General features: G+C 53.5%; 21 protein-coding genes. 6 read left to right on the forward strand and 15 right to left on the reverse strand.

Going from position 1 to position 22,616, the window contains the following annotated elements; translation table 11 throughout:
- Positions 1–373: 373 nt before the first annotated feature.
- Entirely contained in the window at positions 374–3,082 is a 2,709-nt protein-coding gene (mgtA, locus tag HVZ39_RS21985) for a magnesium-translocating P-type ATPase (protein WP_181632973.1), read from the reverse strand.
- 389 nt (positions 3,083–3,471) lie between these two features.
- On the opposite strand from mgtA, the gene treR reads away from it, so the two are divergent.
- The 5 genes from treR to nrdG all read left to right on the forward strand — a co-directional run bounded on the left by treR (position 3,472) and on the right by nrdG (position 10,838).
- On the forward strand, positions 3,472–4,419 hold the full coding sequence (gene treR / locus HVZ39_RS21990) for a trehalose operon repressor TreR (RefSeq protein ID WP_016155565.1): 948 nt from the start codon (positions 3,472–3,474) through the stop codon (positions 4,417–4,419).
- Positions 4,420–4,529: 110 nt separating this feature from the next.
- Entirely contained in the window at positions 4,530–5,948 is a 1,419-nt protein-coding gene (gene treB, locus HVZ39_RS21995; RefSeq protein WP_049283018.1) for a PTS trehalose transporter subunit IIBC, read from the forward strand.
- 49 nt (positions 5,949–5,997) lie between these two features.
- Complete coding sequence (gene treC / locus HVZ39_RS22000) at positions 5,998–7,650, forward strand: alpha,alpha-phosphotrehalase (RefSeq protein ID WP_181632974.1); 1,653 nt, start codon at positions 5,998–6,000, stop codon at positions 7,648–7,650.
- Positions 7,651–8,059: 409 nt separating this feature from the next.
- Positions 8,060–10,198, forward strand: coding sequence for an anaerobic ribonucleoside-triphosphate reductase (gene nrdD, locus HVZ39_RS22005; protein WP_016151477.1), 2,139 nt, complete (start codon positions 8,060–8,062; stop codon positions 10,196–10,198).
- Between the two features lie 175 nt (positions 10,199–10,373).
- Positions 10,374–10,838 (forward strand): anaerobic ribonucleoside-triphosphate reductase-activating protein, encoded by a 465-nt coding sequence (gene nrdG / locus HVZ39_RS22010; protein ID WP_065554560.1) that lies wholly within the window; start codon positions 10,374–10,376, stop codon positions 10,836–10,838.
- 18 nt (positions 10,839–10,856) lie between these two features.
- Here the strand turns inward: nrdG and HVZ39_RS22015 are convergent, their stop codons facing one another.
- The 14 genes from HVZ39_RS22015 to pmbA all read right to left on the reverse strand — a co-directional run bounded on the left by HVZ39_RS22015 (position 10,857) and on the right by pmbA (position 21,961).
- On the reverse strand, positions 10,857–11,111 hold the full coding sequence (locus HVZ39_RS22015; protein ID WP_181632975.1) for a hypothetical protein: 255 nt from the start codon (positions 11,109–11,111) through the stop codon (positions 10,857–10,859).
- The gene (locus tag HVZ39_RS22020) at positions 11,111–11,596 is read right to left on the reverse strand and encodes a DUF2778 domain-containing protein (RefSeq protein WP_016151474.1); all 486 of its coding nucleotides are present in this window, start codon (positions 11,594–11,596) and stop codon (positions 11,111–11,113) included. Before HVZ39_RS22020 ends, HVZ39_RS22015 begins: the two co-directional genes overlap by 1 nt.
- Entirely contained in the window at positions 11,593–12,075 is a 483-nt protein-coding gene (locus HVZ39_RS22025) for an Hcp family type VI secretion system effector (protein WP_047499923.1), read from the reverse strand. Before HVZ39_RS22025 ends, HVZ39_RS22020 begins: the two co-directional genes overlap by 4 nt.
- 364 nt (positions 12,076–12,439) lie before the next feature.
- Positions 12,440–14,353, reverse strand: a complete 1,914-nt coding sequence (locus HVZ39_RS22030; protein WP_094761005.1) for a PRD domain-containing protein — start codon at positions 14,351–14,353, stop codon at positions 12,440–12,442.
- 21 nt (positions 14,354–14,374) lie between these two features.
- Complete coding sequence (locus HVZ39_RS22035; RefSeq protein ID WP_016151471.1) at positions 14,375–15,115, reverse strand: KDGP aldolase family protein; 741 nt, start codon at positions 15,113–15,115, stop codon at positions 14,375–14,377.
- Positions 15,112–16,230, reverse strand: coding sequence for a DgaE family pyridoxal phosphate-dependent ammonia lyase (locus HVZ39_RS22040; RefSeq protein WP_104651653.1), 1,119 nt, complete (start codon positions 16,228–16,230; stop codon positions 15,112–15,114). Before HVZ39_RS22040 ends, HVZ39_RS22035 begins: the two co-directional genes overlap by 4 nt.
- Entirely contained in the window at positions 16,214–17,347 is a 1,134-nt protein-coding gene (locus HVZ39_RS22045) for an amidohydrolase/deacetylase family metallohydrolase (RefSeq protein WP_181632976.1), read from the reverse strand. The genes HVZ39_RS22040 and HVZ39_RS22045 overlap by 17 nt, the downstream gene beginning before the upstream one ends.
- A 58-nt stretch (positions 17,348–17,405) precedes the next feature.
- The gene (locus tag HVZ39_RS22050) at positions 17,406–18,050 is read right to left on the reverse strand and encodes a DUF4310 family protein (protein WP_003830379.1); all 645 of its coding nucleotides are present in this window, start codon (positions 18,048–18,050) and stop codon (positions 17,406–17,408) included.
- A gap of 11 nt (positions 18,051–18,061) precedes the next feature.
- Positions 18,062–18,838 carry a DUF4311 domain-containing protein gene (locus HVZ39_RS22055; RefSeq protein ID WP_005134210.1) on the reverse strand — a complete coding sequence of 259 codons (777 nt, stop codon included), beginning with the start codon at positions 18,836–18,838 and terminating at the stop codon, positions 18,062–18,064.
- 22 nt (positions 18,839–18,860) lie between these two features.
- Positions 18,861–19,160 carry a DUF4312 family protein gene (locus tag HVZ39_RS22060; protein WP_016151468.1) on the reverse strand — a complete coding sequence of 100 codons (300 nt, stop codon included), beginning with the start codon at positions 19,158–19,160 and terminating at the stop codon, positions 18,861–18,863.
- 2 nt (positions 19,161–19,162) lie between these two features.
- Positions 19,163–19,525 (reverse strand): SFCGS family glycine-rich protein, encoded by a 363-nt coding sequence (locus HVZ39_RS22065; protein ID WP_003830384.1) that lies wholly within the window; start codon positions 19,523–19,525, stop codon positions 19,163–19,165.
- A 10-nt stretch (positions 19,526–19,535) separates the two neighbouring features.
- A complete protein-coding gene (locus HVZ39_RS22070) occupies positions 19,536–19,844 on the reverse strand; it encodes a PRD domain-containing protein (protein ID WP_016151467.1) in 309 nt (102 codons plus the stop codon).
- A 330-nt stretch (positions 19,845–20,174) separates the two neighbouring features.
- Entirely contained in the window at positions 20,175–20,561 is a 387-nt protein-coding gene (cybC, locus tag HVZ39_RS22075; protein ID WP_016155540.1) for a cytochrome b562, read from the reverse strand.
- A gap of 47 nt (positions 20,562–20,608) precedes the next feature.
- A complete protein-coding gene (gene pmbA / locus HVZ39_RS22080; protein WP_003830385.1) occupies positions 20,609–21,961 on the reverse strand; it encodes a metalloprotease PmbA in 1,353 nt (450 codons plus the stop codon).
- 95 nt (positions 21,962–22,056) lie between these two features.
- On the opposite strand from pmbA, the gene yjgA reads away from it, so the two are divergent.
- Positions 22,057–22,608, forward strand: a complete 552-nt coding sequence (gene yjgA / locus HVZ39_RS22085) for a ribosome biogenesis factor YjgA (protein WP_181632977.1) — start codon at positions 22,057–22,059, stop codon at positions 22,606–22,608.
- The last annotated feature ends 8 nt before the right edge of the window (positions 22,609–22,616 follow it).

The following is a 22,616-nucleotide window of genomic DNA, read 5'->3' on the forward strand; positions in this document are numbered from 1 at the left end:
CATTGTTTTTATTGGGATTGATAAAAATAAGAATAAAGGAATCATTAAAAAAAACATAAAATACAACATGTTGCAATCATAGATTTTTATGTAAATTTTTTAATTCTCGATATTTTACGGAATGAATGGAGGGGGGGTGCTAAGGCATATCTTATAAATTATAATTTTTAATGTATGAATATTAAAAAACAATATTCTACGTGAATTTATTCACTTATCATTCACATTTATCGAATTAATTATCTTTTAACAGAAATAATAATACGCATGAATTTTCTGCGGCGCGAATCATCGGGCGATACCGATATTCTTCCTGCGCCAGGTTATAGCTGCGTTGGCTTTTTAAGGGGCCAACGCAGCCGATATCTTGTGCTTACTGCCAGCCGTAGCGGCGGCTATAAAAACCTTTCACGAGCTGGGTTAATGTCATGTAGCCCGCCAGAATCGCAATCAGCCACGGGAAGTAGCTCAGCGGCAGCGCCTGCAATTGCAGATAGTTGGCCAGCGGGGAGAACGGTAATGCAATGCCTACCACCATGACCACCAGCGTCATCAGCATCAGCGGCCATGCGGCGCGGCTTTGGATGAACGGCACGCGGCGGGTACGGATCATATGCACAATCAGCGTTTGCGACAGCAGGCCTACCACGAACCAGCCAGACTGGAACAACGTCTGATGTTCTGGCGTATTCGCATGGAAGACGAACCACATCAGGCAAAATGTCAGAATGTCGAAGATCGAGCTGATCGGTCCAAAGAAGATCATAAAGCGCCCCAACTCGCTGGGATTCCAGCGCTGCGGCTTTTTGATCTGCTCTTCGTCGACGTTATCAAACGGAATCGCCACCTGGGATACATCGTACAGCAGGTTCTGAATCAGTAAGTGCAGCGGCAACATCGGCAGGAACGGTAAGAAGGCGCTCGCCACCAGCACGCTAAACACGTTACCGAAGTTAGAACTGGCCGTCATTTTGATATACTTCAGCATGTTAGAAAAAGTACGGCGTCCTTCGATCACCCCTTCTTCCAGCACCATCAGGCTCTTTTCCAGCAGGATGATATCAGCCGCTTCACGCGCAATATCAACCGCGCCGTCAACGGAGATACCAATGTCCGCCGCGCGCAGCGCCGGGGCATCGTTAATGCCATCCCCCATAAAGCCAACCACATGACCTTCGCGCTTGAGCAGCGTGACAATGCGCTCTTTGTGCATCGGCGTCAGACGAGCAAACAGCGTGGTGCGCTGGGCCAGCGTTGCCAGCTCATCGTCGCTTAACCCTTCAATGCTGCTGCCGATAACCACATCGCCCGCATCCAGCCCCACTTCATGACACACTTTCGCCGCCACCAGCTCGCTATCGCCAGTCAGGATTTTCACCGTAATACCGCTGGCTTTCAGCGCTTTGAGCGCTGGCGCGGTGGTCTCTTTTGGCGGATCGAGGAACGCGATATAGCCTTCGAGGATCAGATCTGATTCATCAATACGCTGGTAATCGCCCTCACGCGCAGGCAGGTATTTCGTCGCCACCGCCACCACGCGCAGCCCCTGGCGGTTCAGCGTGTCCGTAACGCGCTTCACCCGACGCAGCATGTTGTCATCTAACGGGACAACCTCACCGCTGTAGCGCACCTGGGTGCAGACGCTGAGGATCTCCTGCAGCGCGCCTTTGCACACCAGCTGATGCACATCGGTTTCTTCAGCGACCACCACCGACATGCGGCGGCGTTCGAAGTCAAACGGGATCTCATCGATTTTCCGCCAGCGGGTAGAAAGCTGGCGAGCTGATTCTTCGTCCACGCCTTCCAGTACCGCCGTATCCAGCAGATTCTTCAATCCGGTCTGGTAATGGCTGTTCAACCACGCAGAATGCAGGACGTGCTCGCTGGGCTTACCAGATATATCTGTATGATTCTCAAGTACAATTTTATCTTGTGTCAGGGTGCCCGTTTTATCGGTACACAGGATATCCATCGCGCCAAAGTTCTGAATGGCGTCGAGGTGTTTGACGATGACCTTTTGTTTTGACAGCTTCACCGCCCCGCGCGCCAGCGTCGAGGTGACGATCATCGGCAGCATTTCCGGGGTCAGCCCCACCGCGACAGACAGGGCAAACAGCGCCGCTTCCCACCAGTCGCCTTTGGTATAGCCGTTGATGATGAGCACAATCGGCGCCATCACCAGCATAAAACGGATCAGCAGCATGCTGACGCGACTGATCCCTTTCTGGAAAGCATTCTGCTCGCTTTCCTGCTCGCTGACGCGGCCCGCCAGTTGCCCGAACCAGGTATTGGCTCCGGTCGCAATCACGATGGCCTGCGCCGTGCCGCTCACCACGTTGGTGCCCATAAAGCACAGGGTATCGCATTCGAGCGGGTTGCTTTGCTGCGGGTCGCGGCTGGTTGCGACTTTCTCCACCGGCAGCGATTCACCGGTCAGCGAAGCCTGGGCCACGAACAGGTCACGAGCCTGCACCACACGCAGATCGGCCGGGATCATATCCCCTGCCGCCAGCTTAATAATATCGCCGGGAACTAACTGGTCGATCGGCAGTTCAACCCAGCTATTCTCTCCTTTCTCGTTGATAACGCGCAGCACCGTAGCAGTGTTACTGACCATCGCTTTCAGCGCATCTGCCGCTTTGGTGGAACGCGCCTCCTGCACAAAATTCAGTAACGTAGAGATGACGACCATCAGAGCAATGACGCCAGCGGCAAACAGATCTTCGGTGGCATAGGAAATCGCACCGAGGATGGTCAACAAAATATTAAACGGGTTGCGGTAGCAGACCCACAGATGCACCCACCACGGCGACGGCTTCTGCGCCGGCAGTTGGTTCTCGCCATGTAATTCGCGAGCGTTTTCCACTTCTGCGGCGTTTAATCCTTCCGGGTGCGCGCCAAACGTTTTCCACAGCGCGGCTTCGTCCATCAGCGCCATTTTCAGACAATGTTCGCTCAGCGATGGCGGGATCGGCGTGCTGGCAACGGTCTGGGCATTAGGCAACGGATCGCGATGCACCAGACGGTGTGGTAAATGGCGGTTTAGCCGGGCAAATAGCTGGCGAGTAATATTTTTGAACATAGGCAGTCCCTCTGCGCCAGTCTCAACAGGCGCAGTAAATCCTTCAGGCGTGGCAAAGCCTTACCTGATGACAATATTAAAATCACAACAGGGACGTCAGAACGTCACTGTCTTACTGCTCCGGTAAGACAGTGAAAGACAGGCTTACCGGAAAGGGGTGTTTCTCCATCTCGGGAGAGGGGTGGGATCGGGATCCATATAGCCTCCGGTAAGTGAATGATTTGCGCTGCGGATTATACGCAGAAAACCATAAGGTTTGTGGCAATTATGGCAGTATGATAAACCATGGAAACTAAACCAAACGTATACCAGACTTTGCCCATTGCGCTGCGCTTGAGTAAAGTTATTCTCTATTTGGCATAACTTCACACGCAACACGGGAAAACAGGATGCAAAACCGGCTGACAATTAAAGACATCGCCCGCTTAAGCGGTGTGGGAAAATCAACCGTTTCCCGTGTGCTTAACAATGAAAGCGGCGTGAGCGAACGCACCCGCGAACGCGTTGAAGCGGTGATGAATCAGCACGGTTTTTCCCCTTCCCGCTCCGCTCGCGCCATGCGTGGACAAAGTGACAAGGTGGTGGCGATCATCGTCACGCGTCTGGACTCGCTTTCGGAAAATCTCGCCGTACAAACCATGCTGCCCGCCTTTTATGAGCAGGGTTACGACCCGATCATGATGGAAAGCCAGTTCTCGCCCGAGCTGGTTGAAGAGCATCTCGGCATGCTCAGACGCCGCAATATTGACGGCGTGGTGCTGTTTGGTTTTACCGGCATAAGTGAATCCATGCTCGCCTCCTGGCAGGATTCGCTGGTGCTGCTGGCAAGAGATGCCAAAGGCTTTGCCTCCGTCTGCTATGACGATGAAGGCGCCATTCGCACCCTGATGCAGCGTTTATACGATCGCGAGCATCGCCATATCAGCTTTCTTGGCGTTCCCCATAGCGACGTGACCACCGGTAAGCGCCGCCATGAAGCCTACCTGGCGTTCTGTAAGAAACACAAACTGCATCCTGTAGCCGCGCTACCGGGTCTTGCCATGAAGCAGGGTTATGAGCAGGCCGCCAACGTCATCACCCCGGAAACCACTGCCTTAGTCTGCGCGACGGACACCCTCGCCCTTGGTGTCAGCAAATATCTGCAAGAGCAGCGAATTGAGAATCTACAGCTGGCGAGCGTGGGCAGTACGCCGCTGATGAAATTCCTCCATCCGGAAATTATCACCGTCGATCCAGGATATGCCGAAGCCGGACGACAAGCGGCCTCGCAGCTGATCGAGCAGATCAACGGCCGTAGCGAACTACGACAAATCGTTATTCCTTCCACCCTCTCCTGATCGCTTTCTGAGCGTTAATTTGTGATCTTCGCTGCGTTTCGGGAACGTTCCCATTTTTAAAAAATCATCGACGATATACTCTGGCGGCAGGTCAACAATAGGGCTTAATAATGAGCAAAATTAAACAAGCAGACATCGACCGGCTGATTGAGCTGGTAGGCGGGCGCGACAATATCGCCACGGTTAGTCACTGCATTACTCGCCTGCGTTTTGTGCTGAATCAGCCTGCGAATGCCAGGCCAAAAGAGATCGAACAGTTGCCGATGGTCAAAGGCTGCTTCACCAACGCCGGGCAGTTTCAGGTAGTGATTGGCACCGAAGTGGGCGATTACTACAAAGCGCTGCTGGCGACAACCGGTCAGGCCAGCGCCGACAAAGAGCAGGCGAAAAAAGCCGCGCGGCAGAATATGAAATGGCACGAACAGCTGATTTCTCATTTTGCGGAGATCTTCTTCCCGCTGCTGCCAGCGCTGATTAGCGGCGGCTTGATCTTGGGGTTCCGTAATGTGATTGGCGATCTGCCCATGAGCAACGGGCAGACGCTGGCGCAGATGTACCCTTCGCTGAAAACCCTTTACGACTTCCTGTGGCTAATTGGCGAAGCGATCTTCTTCTATCTGCCGGTCGGGATCTGCTGGTCAGCAGTGAAGAAAATGGGCGGTACGCCGATCCTCGGTATTGTGCTGGGCGTGACCCTGGTTTCACCGCAGCTAATGAACGCCTATCTACTCGGTCAACAGGTACCGGAAGTGTGGAACTTCGGCCTGTTCAGCATTGAGAAAGTGGGCTATCAGGCGCAGGTTATTCCGGCACTGCTGGCCGGTCTGGCGCTCGGGTTTATTGAAACACGCATGAAACGCATCGTCCCGGATTATCTGTATCTGGTGATCGTCCCGGTGTGCTCGTTGATCCTCGCGGTATTCCTCGCGCACGCCTTTATTGGTCCGTTTGGCCGCATGATCGGCGACGGTGTCGCGTTTGCGGTCCGTCACCTGCTGACCGGTAGCTTTGCCCCGATTGGCGCAGCGCTGTTCGGCTTCCTGTATGCCCCGCTGGTGATAACCGGCGTGCATCAGACCACGCTGGCTATCGACATGCAGATGATTCAGAGCATGGGCGGTACGCCGGTATGGCCGCTGATCGCACTGTCGAATATAGCTCAGGCCTCTGCGGTAGTCGGGATCATCATCTCCAGTCGCAAACACAATGAACGTGAAATCTCCGTTCCTGCCGCGATTTCCGCCTATCTCGGGGTCACTGAACCGGCCATGTACGGGATCAACCTGAAATACCGCTTCCCAATGCTGTGCGCGATGATCGGTTCCGGTCTCGCCGGACTGCTGTGCGGCCTGAACGGTGTGCTGGCGAACGGAATTGGCGTCGGCGGTTTGCCGGGCATCCTCTCCATCCAGCCGACTTACTGGCAGGTATTTGGCATGGCAATGGTCATTGCGATTGTTATCCCCATGGTACTGACCTCATTCGTTTATCAGCGTAAACACCGTATGGGCACACTACAAATTGTCTAACTTTTCTTCGGGGCGCAGTTGCGCCCCATCGTATTTCCAGGAAACAACCATGAATATTCCCCACTGGTGGCAAAACGGCGTCATCTATCAGGTTTACCCCAAGAGTTTTCAGGACACCACCGGCAGCGGCACCGGCGATTTACGCGGCGTGACGCAGCGCCTCGGCTATCTGCAAACGCTGGGGGTTGATGCCATCTGGCTAACGCCGTTCTATATTTCGCCGCAGGTTGATAACGGCTACGACGTCGCGGATTACATGTCTGTCGATCCGGCCTACGGAACGCTTGCAGACTTTGACGAACTGGTGGCGCAGGCGAAAGCGCGCGGCATCCGTATTATTCTCGATATGGTGTTTAACCACACTTCAACCCAGCACCCCTGGTTTCGCGAGGCGCTGGATAAAGACAGCCCGTATCGTCAGTTTTACCTCTGGCGCGACGGCACGCCAGACAGTCTCCCGAATAACTGGCGCTCCAAATTTGGCGGCAGCGCCTGGGGCTGGCACGCCGAAAGCGAGCAGTACTATCTGCACCTCTTTGCTCCGGAGCAGGCAGACCTGAACTGGGAGAATCCGGCGGTCCGCGCCGAGCTAAAAAAAGTGTGCGAGTTCTGGGCCGATCGCGGCGTGGACGGGCTGCGTCTCGACGTGGTGAATCTTATCTCTAAAGATCAGGACTTCCCGAGCGATCCCGACGGCGATGGGCGGCGTTTTTATACCGACGGCCCGCGTGCGCATGCGTTTTTACGTGAAATGAATCGCGACGTCTTCACGCCCCGCGGCCTGATGACGGTCGGAGAAATGTCCTCCACCACGCTGGAAAACTGCCAGCAGTACGCCGCACTCGATGGCAGCGAACTGTCGATGACCTTCAACTTCCACCACCTGAAAGTGGATTACCCCAACGGTGAGAAGTGGACGTTAGCCAAACCCGACTATGTGGCGCTCAAAACCCTATTCCGCCACTGGCAACAAGGCATGCACAATCAGGCCTGGAACGCGCTGTTCTGGTGTAACCACGACCAGCCACGCATCGTGTCGCGTTTTGGCGATGAAGGTAAATACCGCGTTCCGGCCGCAAAAATGCTGGCGATGGTGCTGCACGGTATGCAGGGCACGCCCTACATCTACCAGGGTGAAGAGATCGGCATGACCAATCCGCACTTCCGCCAGATTACCGATTACCGCGATGTGGAAAGCCATAACATGTTTGCCACCCTGAACGGCCAGGGGCGCGATGCGCAAGAGCTGCTGGCGATCCTCGCCAGTAAATCGCGCGATAACAGCCGCACGCCGATGCAGTGGGATGCCAGCAAACACGCGGGCTTCACCCAGGGTGAGCCGTGGATCAATCTGTGCGACAACGCAGCGGATATCAACGTGGCGGCAGCGCTGCGCGATACCGACTCGGTGTTCTATACCTATCAGAAGCTGATCGCATTGCGTAAAGCAGAGCCGGTTATTACCTGGGGCGACTATCAGGATCTGCTACCGGACAGCCCGCATCTGTGGTGCTATCAACGTGAATGGCAAGGACAGCGGTTGCTGGTCATTGCTAATCTGAGCGATACCTATCAGAGCTGGCAGCCGACCCAGACCGACGGCAACTGGCAGGTGCTGATGCACAACTATGCCGAGGTCGCCAGCCAACCCGCAGACATGACGCTGCGTCCTTTTGAAGCCGTCTGGTGGTTGCAAAAATAGCTTGCAATTATGTTCAGGCCCGGTACGCATAACGCTGCCGGGCTTTGATGCATACGCTCAGCTTACCTTTCTGTTTTTGTTGAATAATTAATCAGAATTTTCTGCCCACAATTTACAATCGGCTGTAGTGCCCGTCATCTGTACGCTCCGATTTTTACTTTGCGCTACATCAAATAAATCGTAAACATCCTTGATGCAAATCACTACATATAGAACTTAAAATGCACGCCGACCCAATATGTTGTATTAATCGACTACAATTGCTACAACTACAGTGCACCGCTTCACGGTGGAATTGTGGATAAAGTGGGTCAGGATTGCGGGAAGTCATTGGCAATAGAGATGAATAAAGCCCTGATGGCCTCCCCAACCTCTGTGGATAACCTGTTCTTATAAATATGGAGTGATCATGACACCGCATGTGATGAAACGAGATGGCTGTAAAGTGCCGTTTAAATCAGAGCGCATCAAAGAAGCCATTCTGCGTGCAGCTAAAGCAGCGGGAGTCGATGACGCAGATTACTGTGCCACCGTCGCAGAAGTCGTTAGTAGCCAGATGAATGAGCGCAGCAAGGTCGATATCAACGAGATCCAGACAGCGGTAGAAAACCAGTTAATGTCTGGCCCGTACAAACAACTCGCCCGTGCGTACATCGAATATCGCCACGACCGTGATATCCAGCGTGAAAAACGTGGCCGTCTGAACCAGGAAATTCGTGGTCTGGTTGAGCAAACCAACTCTGCTCTGCTGAATGAAAATGCCAACAAAGACAGCAAAGTGATCCCGACCCAGCGCGACCTGCTGGCCGGTATCGTTGCCAAACACTATGCGCGTCAGCACCTACTGCCGCGTGATGTCGTCCAGGCGCACGAGCGTGGTGATATTCACTATCACGATCTCGACTACTCTCCGTTCTTCCCAATGTTTAACTGCATGCTGATCGACCTGAAAGGCATGCTGACGCAGGGCTTTAAGATGGGTAACGCGGAGATTGAACCGCCAAAATCCATCTCTACCGCGACCGCCGTCACCGCGCAAATTATCGCGCAGGTCGCCAGCCATATTTATGGCGGCACCACCATTAACCGTATTGATGAAGTTCTCGCGCCGTTCGTTACCGAGAGCTTTAATAAACATCGTAAAACCGCTGAAGAGTGGCAGATCCCGGACGCCGACGGTTATGCCCATTCCCGTACCGAGAAAGAGTGCTACGACGCATTCCAGTCTCTCGAGTATGAAGTGAACACCCTGCATACCGCCAACGGTCAGACGCCGTTCGTGACCTTTGGTTTTGGTCTGGGAACCAGCTGGGAATCGCGTTTGATCCAGCAGTCCATTCTGCGTAACCGTATTGCCGGCCTGGGTAAAAATCGTAAAACCGCAGTGTTCCCGAAACTGGTGTTCGCGATTCGTGACGGTCTGAACCACAAGTTTGGCGATCCGAACTACGACATCAAGCAGCTGGCACTGGAGTGCGCGAGCAAGCGTATGTATCCGGACATCCTGAACTACGATCAGGTCGTCAAAGTGACCGGCTCGTTCAAAACGCCAATGGGCTGTCGCAGCTTCCTCGGCGTGTGGGAAAACGAGAACGGCGAGCAGATTCACGACGGGCGTAACAACCTCGGCGTTATCAGCCTCAACCTGCCGCGTATCGCGCTGGAAGCGCATGGCGATGAAGCCACCTTCTGGAAACTGCTTGACGATCGTCTGGTGCTGGCGCGTAAAGCGCTGATGACCCGCATTGCGCGCCTGGAAGGCGTGAAGGCCCGCGTGGCGCCAATTCTGTATATGGAAGGGGCCTGTGGCGTGCGTCTGAAAGCGGACGATGACGTGTCAGAAATCTTTAAAAATGGTCGTGCATCCATCTCTCTGGGCTACATCGGTATTCACGAAACCATCAATGCGCTGTTTGGCGACAAGCATGTGTATGACAGCGAGCAGCTGCGCGCCAAAGGTATCGCCATTGTGGAACGCCTGCGTCAGGCGGTCGATCAGTGGAAAGACGAAACTGGCTACGGCTTTAGCCTGTACAGCACGCCAAGTGAAAACCTGTGCGACCGTTTCTGCCGTCTGGATACCGCCGAATTTGGCGTGGTCCCGGGCGTGACCGACAAAGGCTACTACACCAACAGCTTCCATCTCGATGTGGAGAAGAAGGTTAACCCGTACGACAAGATCGATTTCGAAGCGCCGTACCCGCCGCTGGCAAGCGGGGGCTTCATTTGCTACGGCGAATACCCGAATATTCAGCACAACCTGAAAGCGCTGGAAGACGTCTGGGATTACAGCTATCAGCACGTGCCCTATTACGGGACCAACACGCCAATCGATGAATGCTACGAGTGCGGCTTTACCGGTGAATTTGAGTGCACCAGCAAAGGTTTTACCTGCCCGAAATGTGGTAACCACGACGCCGCCCGCGTATCGGTCACCCGCCGCGTCTGCGGTTATTTAGGCAGTCCGGACGCACGTCCGTTTAACGCCGGTAAGCAGGAAGAAGTGAAGCGCCGCGTTAAGCATTTAGGGAACGGGCAGATCGGTTAATTTAGACGATTTTATTGCCCGGCGATGCGACGCTTTTCGGGCCATTATTTCCGCAACGCAATTCACGTCATAGCAAGGCAGCAAATGAGTAAGTCCCGGGGAGCTTACATAAGTAAGTGACTCGGGCGCACGAACGCAGCTATGGCGCGAATTGATAAACGGATGAGAAGCGAAAATGAATTACCATCAGTATTACCCTGTCGACATCGTTAACGGTCCCGGCACTCGCTGTACCCTGTTTGTTTCAGGATGCGTGCATGAATGCCCAGGTTGCTATAACAAAAGCACCTGGCGGCTCAATTCCGGCCAGCCGTTTAGCAAAGAGATGGAAGACAAGATCATTGCCGATCTGAACGACTCGCGTATTCACCGTCAGGGGATCTCGCTCTCCGGCGGCGATCCGCTGCATCCACAAAACGTGCCGGATATTCTGCAACTGGTGCAGCGCATTCGCGCTGAGTGTCCGGGAAAAGACATCTGGGTGTGGACCGGCTACAAGCTCGATGAACTCGATGCCGCGCAAATGCAGGTTGTCGATCTCATCAACGTGCTGGTCGATGGCAAATACGTGCAGGATCTCAAAGACCCGGCGCTAATCTGGCGCGGCAGCAGTAATCAGGTTGTGCATCATTTGCGTTAACGCGGTTCATCAGAGATGTTAACTATTTTTATTCCGATGATATATTATAAATTTAGCCACACACCAGATAAAAATACAATTTATAAACGCCGAGCCAAAAATAACTATTTCACTGATGCGATTATCCCAACTCTCACCACCTATGTCACCGAGGTATTCATTGTATTTTTTAAGTAAATCACCGAATGGAAGACAAAAATACAACAAAAACATAAATGCAGCCCAACTCAACATTGGAGCAATCCAGAAAATAACAAAATGATATGCTTTCATTAATATACCTGTATAGTTCCATATGCAGTTAATGATGATGTCACCTTCATTACTGCATTATGTTCGCTTAAGAGAGCATCTCTTAAGAGCATGTAGTGTGATTTACCAGGAAGAGTAATACATCCATTACTTACTCCCTCATATCCTGCAGGATGTAACCTGAATTGTCCACGTGAAACTGATTCGAAAAATGTGATGTCATCGACCTGCCCATCTTCACGAAAAAGAGCAAACCAGACATCACGATCTGAACCGCTTATTTGTGAAGAAAAATAGTCATAAACCATTGTTCTTATTCCACCAAGAGGACGGCTTACGATATAATATTTCCCAGGCGGTAATGGCCCGATATTTTTTACATTTGTCGAATCTGGGTTATTACGATGTAGCCCCGAGTTTCCTGAATAAGCGGGGAAAAAACCCACGCCCGGACAACTTAGCGTTGAAAGGCTACCACCGTTTAAATAGAACGTACATCTGATCATCTATCATTCCATGAATCAGAAAAAATAATATTCCCGTCACAATGCTTCCACGTTATTTTCTCATAACGTAAAGAGACAGCTTCAATATGATTGTGTTTTTCCATAGCTGGATTTTTACAGTCATGCATCACAGGGCAAACAGAAACAACTTTCACACTCTGAAGAAACATATTAAAATATTCAACCTCCTGGCCTGCATCATTAATTTTATACCATTTAAATTCTGCTGATTTCAGCGTCTGGCCTGTTGCTACTGCTTTATAAAGGTATGGACTTGAATAATCGAACTCTTTTTCAAAGGTTATAGCAGAATGAATTCTTGTTCCGGTTATCTTTCCCGTGTTGTTGTCTGTTGGAAGGAAAAGACCATGACCAAAACCTATAACTTCGATACTCCCCTCACGATTATGAACATCAACACTACCTTTTAAATCAGCACCACCATCATCTTTTAGCCAAAGGTAAGCAGGAATAGCCATAACTAATAAATCTCCATTTTATATAATCCATATAAATAACTCTGTTAATAATATAGTGATGTTATCAGATTATTTTTTATTATTGGAGGGTTATTACTCTTCTGGTATCGCATTCAGGCTATCTTATCCCGCCAAACCCCTTATAGTGCGAAGGCTCACCCAACGGCGAAAGTGGAATCAGTTCGAAAACAGGCTTTCCATACAATATTTTTCCATATCCAAACTGAACTCTTTTAACGCTCGAGGATCAAAAACCAGCTCATAGTTCAACCAGACGGACGTTAAGCGTGGCCATTATGCCTCCAGAGAAAAAAGACGTGTAATGCATTACAGTGGCATTACTTTCATTTCTGAAAAACGCCTCTCAAAAACGGCTCACACACTCCATTGCAACCGTTTTAAACTCGCTGAAATTCCGGCATGCGCAGAGTCGCGTCATCGCGCGCTCGCGCAGGAAGGTGACGAAAATATCGTAGATCGCCATCGCTTCTTCGTATTCGCTTTTGCTGATGGCGAGCAGGAAGATCACATGCGCCGTTTCATCCCCCCAGGCGATACCCTGCGGGGCAAGGATGGTGTAGACCACCGTTTTCTTTGCCAGCAGACCGAGGGCGTGCGGCAGGGCAATGCTGTCACCCAGCATGGTGCTGACGATGGCCTCACGTTCAACCACCGAATCAAGAAACTCCGCATCGACAAAGCCTTCATCCTGCAACTGGCGACATAAAACGTTGAACAACGTTTGTTGATCCATTGGCTCGTCGATCACACGAAAATGGGCGGCATCGAAGAATTTGTTCAACATCCACGGACGGGTTCTGTCGACCAGCACCAGTTTGCCAATTTGCTCCAGTTGATAATCGGTAGGGAACGGTGCAATCATCACCACAGGCTTATCTTTTTCACCAACCCGCGCGGTAGAGATGACGAAATCTTCGCTGATGCTTTCCCGCTGTTCGTAGTCGCGTAGCGTCACAGTATCGACGATTTCTATCTGCGGATACTTACGCGCCAGCACCGCCTCAATCATCCGCACCATCGCATTTCCAGCATCGCATACCAGCAGAACTTTCGGCTGCCTCTGATAACCGATGTTGTAACTACGCTCCAGCCCGACGCCAATATGCAGCACAAGGAAGCCAATCTCATTTTCACTGATGGTGTACGGCGTATATTTTCCCCATCCCGAGACGGCGGCCAGCGTCATGTCCCACGCCATCGGGTAGTGCTGTTTAATATTTTCCAGTAGCGGATTGGGGATCATTATCTGGTAACGCACCCGGGTGATCATCGTCTTAATATGCGTCAGCAGATCAGCATGTAACTGTTTGTCATTCAACAGGTTGTAGTTGTACTGGCTGTTGATAAAACGCAGGATGTAATTGACCAGCGCTTCGTCATCATCCGCATTGATGGCGCTGGGGGCGATCTCTTGTACCTGGCGGGCGGCGATATGCACCTGCAGCCAGTTCTCTTCGGAAACGGTAAGCGGTTTATCCGCCAGTCGGTGCAGTACCGCTGCGATTTCCCGCGTGGCCAGGCACACCGATTGCTCGGCTTCTTCTGCGGCAAACTCCGGGAGGGGATACCCTTCGCTAATCCGCCGTACCGCCACCGCGCAGTACAACCGCAAAAACAGCTCACCCTCATCGGTCAGGCGAATGTGAAAACGGGCAAAAATATCCTGCAAAACAGGTTGTAGCTGTTCAGGGATCCCGGCATTTAGTGCCTCTTGCGTCACTAGCGGGTGCTGTGGATCCTGCTGTGCCAGCGTCCATAGCAGATCGGTCAAACAGGCGCGGATCGCCATCTCGCTGCCAAACAGTTTCATACCGTGACGGGGGCGCGTTTCCAACGTCAGATGATAACGTTGCAGATGCTCGCGCACCTCAGCCATATCGTTTTGCAGCGTCGCGCGGCTGATAAACCATTCATCAGCCAAATCCTCCAGCTTCAGCGAAAAGGCCGACGTCAGAAAACGAACCACCAGCCAGTGCACCCGCTCCTGGCTGGTGCGAGGGATGCGCAGCAACGCGTCGGGCCGCTGCGTTTGCAGGGCATGATAACGTGCCGGGTCGTCAATTTTGAGTTGATAACCGTTACCCCGGCTGAGGACAAACTGCGCGCCGTACTGGGTGAGCAGCGCGTTTAGCGCAGTGATATCCGCCCGTACGGTGCGTGTGGAAACCGACAACCGCTGCGCCAGCTCGTCCTGTGGAAGCGCTTCGTTTTGCAGCATGCCAAACAGCTGCGCTAAACGTTGGTTGGGGAATCGCACGTCAGTTTCCTCATCAGTCAGTTAGCCTACGCAGGCCCGGGTCATCGCCATCAGCTGGCGCACGTCGTCCGGGCGGGTGTTACCACTCACCTTATCAATAATCGAACTATAGATGTGAGGAATGATTTTGCTCACTCCGGCATCCAGGGCGATCTGCAAAATTTCAGTGAAATTATCCAGATCGATACCGCCAGTTGGCTCCAGCCAGAAGTCATGGCGGGCGCAGGCCTGGGCAACTGCAATGTATTCCTCACGGCACTTCAGGCCACCCATTGGGAAGTATTTAATCGAGCTCCCCCCCATGTCTTTGAGCAACGCAATCGCGGTTTCTACCGGCACAATGCCGTCCGGCGTCTGGCTGCTCAGCGGACCGGTGGAGATTTTCACCCTGCCCGGTGTGCCAGTTGGCGAGACCAGACCGTTGACCACCGTCTCCTGCTGACCCAGCAGCGCGCGGCTGGTCGCCACGCCGGTAAAGACCTGATTAACATGCTGTGGCTGCACCTGACGGGAGATTTCACTGACCATCGCCGACTGGTTTGGATCGCCCGCCCCCAGCCCCACGGAGAGGGCATTGTCGATAAGCGCTGCGTATTCACGCATATCCGCGACCGCGCTTGCGACATCCGGGTAATTTTTTGACAACACACCGACCAGCACGTGTCCTTCCGCCGCCGCGTAAATATCCCGGGCATTTTCTTTGGAGCCCGCCAGCACGTTCAGGCAGACGCGGTCGCGATAAAAGTTAGGGGTCAGTTTCATGCTTTTTTCTCCTGCGAAATCACTTCACCAATTCGACGGGCCACAATCTCCAGTTGCGCGCGATCCACGCTGCGCACATCGGCTTCGATAATGCCTTCGTTAGCTTTGTAACCACGGAAGTAAATCGCGTACTCTCCCTGCTTGAGCGCGTCGACCAGTTCACCTGTGGCGATCCCGGTTACCGCTTCGTCAAACTTAATTTCCGTGCGCGCGATGTCGCGCCCTGCGCTGTCCCACACCACGCGGGCGCTTACGCCGTGAAGCTGGTTTAACGCATTAATGAACGGCGTCATTTTCTCGACCATCTCCGCGCCGCTCTCTTTCTGCGCGTTCAGATACAGTTCGATGGCGCAGGTCAGGCCAAGAATCCCCTCTTTGCCCACCTTCATCGCCCGACCAATCCCCGCGGTCTGGCGCTTCACCCACTCAACGTATTGGGTTTTGCCAATCACCAGGCCACTGGTTGGCCCTTCAATCGCTTTCGCACCGCTATAAATCACCAGATCCGCACCAACCCGGTAGTAGCACTGCAAATCCTCTTCCGCCGCCGCATCCACGATTAGCGGCAGATTATGCGTACGCGCCACCACCGCAGCCTGTTCCACGCTGAGCATGCTTTTCTGGACGCAGTGGTGAGATTTGATATACAGAATGGCCGCCGTGCGTGGCGTAATGGCCGCCGCCAGCTGAGCGGCGGAACATTCGTTGGCATAACCCGCTTCCACGAGCTTGCCGCCGCCGAGCGCCACCATGGTGCCAACCGGAGCGCCAAAGTTGACGTTGTGGCCTCTGGGCAGCACGATTTCGTTGTTCTCGATCGGCGCGACGTGCAGGTTCTCCAGCAGCCAGTCGCTGTCCTTAACCAGCACTCCAGCCACTGACAGGGCGATTCCGGCCGAAGCGCAGGAGACGACGGTAGCCCCTTCCACCTCCAGCAATTTCGCAATGTAGTCACCGGTCTTATTGACCAGGTCTTTCATCTCAAAATATTGATTCATCCCCGCCATTGCGGCCTGAACCACTTCTGGTCGTGGCGTAGAAACGCCGAGCGCCGTCATGCGGCCTGAGGTGTTAATCACCTGTTTTAAATTGTATTTCTCAAAAATCGAAGGCATGTTCCGCGCTCCCTTGTTCGGTCATATAGCCCTTGCCCGCACGTATTGCGGCAAGCGGCACCAGCAGTTGTTCAGCCTGCAGGCTGTCGTTTTCTGCATCTACCAGCACGGTTGGCTGGCGCTTAAGCGTAAAGAGGGTTAAATCGGCATCCAGACCAACCTGCAGTCGCCCTTTCTGTTTCAGGCGCAGACCATCGGCGGCATTGGCAGTAACGCACTCAACGACCTGCGGTAGCGACATCCCAATAGCGAGAAATTTCGACATCACATTCGCCAGGGAATACACCGGGCCGCTGATACGGTTGCGACAATAAATATCGGAGCTGATGGTGTGCGGCAAAATGCCCAGACCAATAGCGCGTTTTGCCACCGCAAAGCTCAGGCTGGCGGTGCCATGCCCAACGTCCAGACGCACACCGCGTGAAATCGCCCGCGTCACTGACGCTCGCAGCTCGCCTTGCGGCGTCAGAATGCGATTCGGCTTACCGTTGTAGCAGTGGGTAATGATGTCGCCCGCGGTCAGGCGTTCGGCGATCTCATCCAGATCCGGCGGATTGTTGCCGATGTGCACCATCAGCGGCAGGTCACCGTTCTGCGCTTGCATCGTTTTGGCGCGCTCCAGCGGCGTAATGCCGTTTTCACCGACCACGCTGCTGCTCATGCGCGCCTTCAGGCCGACGATAAAATCAGGATGGCGCTTCACCGCCTGTCGCACCGCATCGGCGTCAATGTTGGCCATATTAGCCAGCTCGTTCTGGGCGATAAGCCCAACGCGGGAAATATTCAGCAGCGCATACACTTCGGTGGTCGCTTCCCGGGTCAGGGTATAAAAATCATCGATATCATCCGCCCCGGTACTACCCGCATCCACCACCGTGGTAACGCCGGTAGCTATACCGACGCTGTCCGGCTGGTCGTGATAAATCGGGGATTTCGGATAGCAGTGAACGTGGGAATCAATCCAACCTGCGCTGACGTAGTACTCGCCGCCCAGTTCGATGGTTTTCAGCGCCGGGCCATCAACGTCGCCCAACGCCGCAATTTTGCCGTCTTTGAGCGCAATATCGCTCACCGTATCGTCAACGAGGCGCGCACGGCGCAGGAGTAAATCAAACATCGCTCTCTCCTTTGCCGGATGGCGGCGCAACTGCCTCATCCGGCCTACAAATCAACAGTTAGCTAATGGCAATCGGGAAGATGGACCCGAGGATCATCGCCCCAAGGATCGCCCCGCCGGTGATCGGTTTCTGCCACAGGTAAAACAGCAGCGCGCCCGCCAGTGAACCGATGCCGATAGGGATAGACGCCGTCATCGCGCTGAGGATAATCAATGGTCCGAGGAAGCGGCCGGAGGCGTTACCGGCCCCCATCATGACATCCGCACCGTAGGTCGAGTCGCTCTGATTGATGGTGAACTTACGCGCCAGAATAATGATGTAGCCAATCGCCAGACCAATCACCAGACCGGTGACCAGCGACGCTGCGAAGTTGGCAACCGGGAAGATAATACCTGCGCCCAACAGCAGCGCCGGAACACCTAACCCGACCCCGGTCTGAATCGCCCCGCCAATATCCAGAATCCCCACCAGCGAACCTTCAATGATGCGGGCAAACAGGAAGCTTGCACCAAATGCCGCCACCGCCCCGTAGGAGCCGGTGTCCATTCCCGCCTTCAGCATCGCCACAAAAGCGACTTCGTTAAATGCGCCAATACCGTACAGGTAGTACATGTGCGTTCCGGCAAATACGCCAGAGGAGAGCAGGCCAACGAAGATCGGGAACGACCAGTCAGCGAACCAAAAACCTTTATTCTGTTCCATGATGGCCTCCGTTATTTGCCGCTGAGCGAGTTGTGGATCAGTTCGAGCCAGTTAGGCACGGTCAGATGGAAGGATTCGATCATCTTCATGTCGAAGCCGCGGAAGAAGCCGCTCAGGACAAACAGCGCGACGATAGCCACCATCATCACTTTAGTGACGTGGTTCCAGCCGCTCTCTTCCACGCCTTTACCGATCAGAATGCCAAGGACCAGACCCGGAACGGCGTTGCCCATAATCAACTGCGCCGCGCCGCCAAAGACGGTGGCCCAGAAGCCTGATTTTTTACCGGCATCGATCGCCGCCAGCCAGAAGATCACCGGCATCACGGTGTTAACCAGCAGGTTAGCCGCAGGCACCAGCACCTTGACGGCTGTCACCTGCAACGCTTCCGGTACGGATGACGCCGTGAGGTTCAGGAAGGTCACGACGATCATCCCGATAACGCCGCAGGCAATCGCCATGCGCTTGGGATCGTGCAGCGTTTCACCGACGTTGCGGTTTTTAACCATCAGCGCAGCAGCGCCCCAGTTGGGGATGATGCGATGGTCGACGTCCTGAGTGAACGCCCCCGCCGCAACAGAGGAAGCCCAGGCGTTAAAGAAGAAGCCCAGGCCGAACGAGAAGTGAGAAGCCGGATCCCCTTCGCAGGAATTCAGTTCTCCCAGAGTACGAAACGCGCCCATCCCTTGAGTGGTAGGCGCATGAAACATGCGTGCAGCCCCAGCGCCGACACCGACGCCAACCAGGCCGCCGATGATGAGCGATTTTATTAATATTATCAGGAACATAATTATGCCTTTTAATAAAGAATCAGCGTTGCGTAACGAAATCCACCTTGTCGAGATTGATGGCAGTCACGTTGACGGTCACGTCCAGCTCCACGCTGAAGGTGCGTCTTTCCCGGCGCAAAAAGAGGAATAAAAATGCCTCTTTGCGCACCGATTCACGCGCTTGAACAACCTGCACATCCTGTGGCTCAATACGCAGTAAGATATGCGGCGACGCTTTCATCACCGCTGCCTGAACGTGGTTCAGGGCATCGGCAAAGGCGCGCGCTTTGGCCTCGCCCTTGCCAGTGACTCTCACCGTGGTGGTGAATTGTTCTTTCATGCTTAAGCGCCGTGTTTCTTTTGCCACGCCTGTACCAGGCGCTCACCGAGTTCTTCTTTGTCCATAAAACCGAACCCCAGCACGTTGCAACCTTCGTTGATGGCCGTGACCCCTTCATCAACCGAGCGCATGCCGTATTTCGCCTTGTAGCCGTATTTGGTCTGCGCGGTAATCGCACCCGCGCCGCCACTGCCGCAAAACGAGATACCAAAGGTGGCGTTTTCCGCTTTCATCACGTCACCCAGCTTCATATCTGCCGCAACGCCCGGCACCACAACCGCACGGCCGCCCGCTTTCTCAACGCCTGCCGCCACTTTCTGGCCTTTACCCAGACGATCGCCAATCACTACGGTAATCTGTTCCATCTTTTGCTCCTTAAAGGTTGTCTTTCGCGACTTCGAAGTGCACCGACAGCAGCCAGGCCTCTTCCTCAGGAAGATTGCCAAACTCAGCGACCACGTCGCGGGCAAGCGCCATTGATTCGGCAGAAATTTCATCAAACAAGCTGGCATCGACTTCTGGTAAGGGTTCACCCGTTACCGAGCGGTGCGCCATGGCGCGAACATGCGACGTCAGCATCTGTTCCTGTACAGCGTTGGGAATAATGTGGCGTTCACGCAGCAAGGCATACACCTGCGCCAGCATGCGGTCGGCCAGTTCCACCGATTCCCCCATGTCATTCATTACAGCTCCGTTATTCACTCGTCTTACCCCACTAGTGGCTCTGAGGTTAACTTAGCGGTGGGGGTTAAAAGTTTGTAGCGAGTTGTTTTCCACTTCGAAGTGGAAAGGGGCGCAGCGATAGTGATCTGTGCCGCAAAAAGGGCCGGGACCACGATTAATCACTGGAAGAATGTGATTGAGATCGCAAGAGTGAGCAGCAAAATGGAAGGAAATGCGAACAATGAATGGACGATAAAAATGAAAAAATGTGATGGGGATAGCGTTTACTTATGGGATGCAGTGGCGCAACGTCTTATCCAGCCTACGGTTATGCAGGCCGGACAGAGTAGATTAGCGGAACTTCTTGTGGTTTTCGTTGCGCGTTTTTTTCAGGTCTTCCGCAACGGCTTTCGCCTCTTTGACTTTACCTTCGTTCGCCAGTTTAAGCGCGCCGTCAATCTGACCGATCAGCGTGTCAAAGCCATGGCGGAAATCTTTCATCTCCGCACTGTCCGGGGATTTGCTCTCCAGCTTCGGCGGCGTTCCCTTTTGAGCATCCAGCGCGGCTGCACGCATTTTGGTCAACGCGTCTTTCAGTTCAGTCGCATTGTCCGTTTTTTCGACGATCTTCAGGTTGTCGTTGAGGATCCCCATGTCATCTTCGAGATCGGCTGCAAACGCAGAAGAACCAAGAACCAGCGTTGAAGCCGCGACGATCGCTAACAGGTGTTTACGCATTGCTCACTTCCTTTTTTATTATTAAAAAATTAACGCCTTAACGAGTATCATTGCCCGGCGATTTTCATCTCCGGTAACAATACCGAACCACACTGAATATTACTGCGCGTTTCAATATCGTTGCCTACGGTCACAATATTGCGCCACATCTCTTTTAAGTTCCCGGCGATGGTAATTTCACTCACCGGATACTGAATTTCGCCGTTTTCGACCCAAAAACCCGCCGCGCCGCGAGAGTAATCGCCGGTAATGCCGCTAACGCCCTGCCCCATCAGCTCGGTAACCACAAGACCTGTGCCCATCTCTTTGAGCAACTGCTCGAAGCTTAGACCCTGTCCCGGAATTCGCCAGTTGTGGATCCCGCCCGCATGACCGGTGCTCTTCAGTCCCAGCTTACGTGCGGAATAGTTGGTCAGCAGCCATTGGGTCAGCACACCGTCTTTAATAATGTCACGGCGTTCGGTCCGAACGCCTTCGCTATCGAACGGCGACGACGCCAGCCCTTTCAGCAGGTGCGGATGTTCTTCAATAGTCAGCCATTCCGGCAGAATTTGTTTGCCCAGCGAGTCGAGCAGGAAGGTGGATTTACGGTACACCGAACCACCGGCAATCGCGCCGACCAGATGTCCGAACAGCCCAGTCGCCACTTCGTTGGCAAAAATCACCGGCGCTTTCATGGTGGAAAGTTTACGCGGAGAGAGGCGAGATAAGGTGCGGCGAGCACAGTCTGCCCCCACCCATTCCGGCGTTTGCAGATCGCCCATCGCCCGGCCAATGGTGTAGGCGTAATCACGCTCCATATCGCCATTTTCTTCCGCGATGACGCAGCTGGAAAGAGAATGACGCGTGGAGCAGTAGCCCTGCAGCATCCCGTGACTGTTACCAAACACTTTGATGCCATAGTGGCTGTTAAAACTGCCACCCTCGGTATTGGTGATACGCTTATCGGCCTGCAGCGCCGCCTGTTCCGCGCGGGCTGCCAGTTCGATAGCTTCGTCAGGGGACACTTCCGCCGGGTGGAACAGATCCAAATCGGGCGCATCAAAGGCCAGCAGTTCTTTATCTGCCACGCCCGCGCACGGGTCCGGTGAGGTGTAACGTGCAATATCCAGCGCGGCCTGCACGGTACGTGCAATCGCCTGCGGGCTTAAATCGGTGGACGATGCGCTGCCCTTACGGTTTTGGTGATAAACCGTAATCCCCAGCGCGCCATCGCTATTGAATTCTACGTTCTCCACTTCACCATAACGGGTGCTGACGCTAATACCCGTGGTCTTGCTCACAGCGACTTCCGCGCCATCCGACTTACCTGACGCTAATTCCAGTGCCGTCGAGACCGCTTCTTCCAGAATCTTACGCTGCGCTTCAACTTGTGAGATTACTTTCATCGCAAATGCCATAATGTAGAGAGAGTTTCTCTGAAGTCTAACAGAGAACCGTTTTTCAGTGCGCATCTTAACTGGTAACATTAGCCTCTTTTTTTAAGGAGCCTGACATGACTAAGCAGCCCGAAGACTGGCTCGACGACGTTCCCGGTGATGACATCGAAGACGAAGACGATGAAATTATCTGGGTTAGTAAAAGTGAAATAAAACGTGACGCCGAGGAGTTAAAACACCTGGGTGTGGAACTGGTAAAACTGGGGAAAAACGCGCTGGATAAAATCCCGCTCGACGCGGATTTACGTGCCGCGATTGAGTTGGCCCAGCGTATTAAGATGGAAGGTCGCCGCCGCCAGCTGCAGCTGATTGGCAAAATGTTGCGCCAGCGCGATGTTGATCCTATCCGTCAGGCGCTGGACAAGCTGAAAAACCGTCACAACCAACAGGTTGTACTGTTTCACAAGCTTGAGCAACTGCGCGATCGCCTGATCACCGAAGGTGATGATGCGGTAGCGGAAGTGCTGAACCTGTGGCCAAACGCCGATCGCCAGCAGCTTCGTTCTCTGGTTCGCAATGCGAAGAAAGAGCAAGAAGGCAACAAGCCGCCAAAATCAGCACGTCAGATTTTCCAGTATCTGCGTGAACTGGCGGAAAACGAAATCTAATCTCTTCG

The organism is Citrobacter sp. RHB35-C21, assembly GCF_013816515.1.
Lineage (GTDB): Bacteria > Pseudomonadota > Gammaproteobacteria > Enterobacterales > Enterobacteriaceae > Citrobacter > Citrobacter braakii.

Bases quoted from the DNA above. Each gene is read 5' to 3' on its own strand.
- mgtA (WP_181632973.1), bottom strand. From the start codon at position 3,082: ATGTTCAAAAATATTACTCGCCAGCTATTTGCCCGGCTAAACCGCCAT.
- treR (WP_016155565.1), top strand. From the start codon at position 3,472: ATGCAAAACCGGCTGACAATTAAAGACATCGCCCGCTTAAGCGGTGTG.
- treB (WP_049283018.1), top strand. From the start codon at position 4,530: ATGAGCAAAATTAAACAAGCAGACATCGACCGGCTGATTGAGCTGGTA.
- treC (WP_181632974.1), top strand. From the start codon at position 5,998: ATGAATATTCCCCACTGGTGGCAAAACGGCGTCATCTATCAGGTTTAC.
- nrdD (WP_016151477.1), top strand. From the start codon at position 8,060: ATGACACCGCATGTGATGAAACGAGATGGCTGTAAAGTGCCGTTTAAA.
- nrdG (WP_065554560.1), top strand. From the start codon at position 10,374: ATGAATTACCATCAGTATTACCCTGTCGACATCGTTAACGGTCCCGGC.
- HVZ39_RS22015 (WP_181632975.1), bottom strand. From the start codon at position 11,111: ATGAAAGCATATCATTTTGTTATTTTCTGGATTGCTCCAATGTTGAGT.
- HVZ39_RS22020 (WP_016151474.1), bottom strand. From the start codon at position 11,596: ATGATCAGATGTACGTTCTATTTAAACGGTGGTAGCCTTTCAACGCTA.
- HVZ39_RS22025 (WP_047499923.1), bottom strand. From the start codon at position 12,075: ATGGCTATTCCTGCTTACCTTTGGCTAAAAGATGATGGTGGTGCTGAT.
- HVZ39_RS22035 (WP_016151471.1), bottom strand. From the start codon at position 15,115: ATGAAACTGACCCCTAACTTTTATCGCGACCGCGTCTGCCTGAACGTG.
- HVZ39_RS22040 (WP_104651653.1), bottom strand. From the start codon at position 16,230: ATGCCTTCGATTTTTGAGAAATACAATTTAAAACAGGTGATTAACACC.
- HVZ39_RS22045 (WP_181632976.1), bottom strand. From the start codon at position 17,347: ATGTTTGATTTACTCCTGCGCCGTGCGCGCCTCGTTGACGATACGGTG.
- HVZ39_RS22050 (WP_003830379.1), bottom strand. From the start codon at position 18,050: ATGGAACAGAATAAAGGTTTTTGGTTCGCTGACTGGTCGTTCCCGATC.
- HVZ39_RS22055 (WP_005134210.1), bottom strand. From the start codon at position 18,838: ATGTTCCTGATAATATTAATAAAATCGCTCATCATCGGCGGCCTGGTT.
- HVZ39_RS22060 (WP_016151468.1), bottom strand. From the start codon at position 19,160: ATGAAAGAACAATTCACCACCACGGTGAGAGTCACTGGCAAGGGCGAG.
- HVZ39_RS22065 (WP_003830384.1), bottom strand. From the start codon at position 19,525: ATGGAACAGATTACCGTAGTGATTGGCGATCGTCTGGGTAAAGGCCAG.
- HVZ39_RS22070 (WP_016151467.1), bottom strand. From the start codon at position 19,844: ATGAATGACATGGGGGAATCGGTGGAACTGGCCGACCGCATGCTGGCG.
- cybC (WP_016155540.1), bottom strand. From the start codon at position 20,561: ATGCGTAAACACCTGTTAGCGATCGTCGCGGCTTCAACGCTGGTTCTT.
- pmbA (WP_003830385.1), bottom strand. From the start codon at position 21,961: ATGGCATTTGCGATGAAAGTAATCTCACAAGTTGAAGCGCAGCGTAAG.
- yjgA (WP_181632977.1), top strand. From the start codon at position 22,057: ATGACTAAGCAGCCCGAAGACTGGCTCGACGACGTTCCCGGTGATGAC.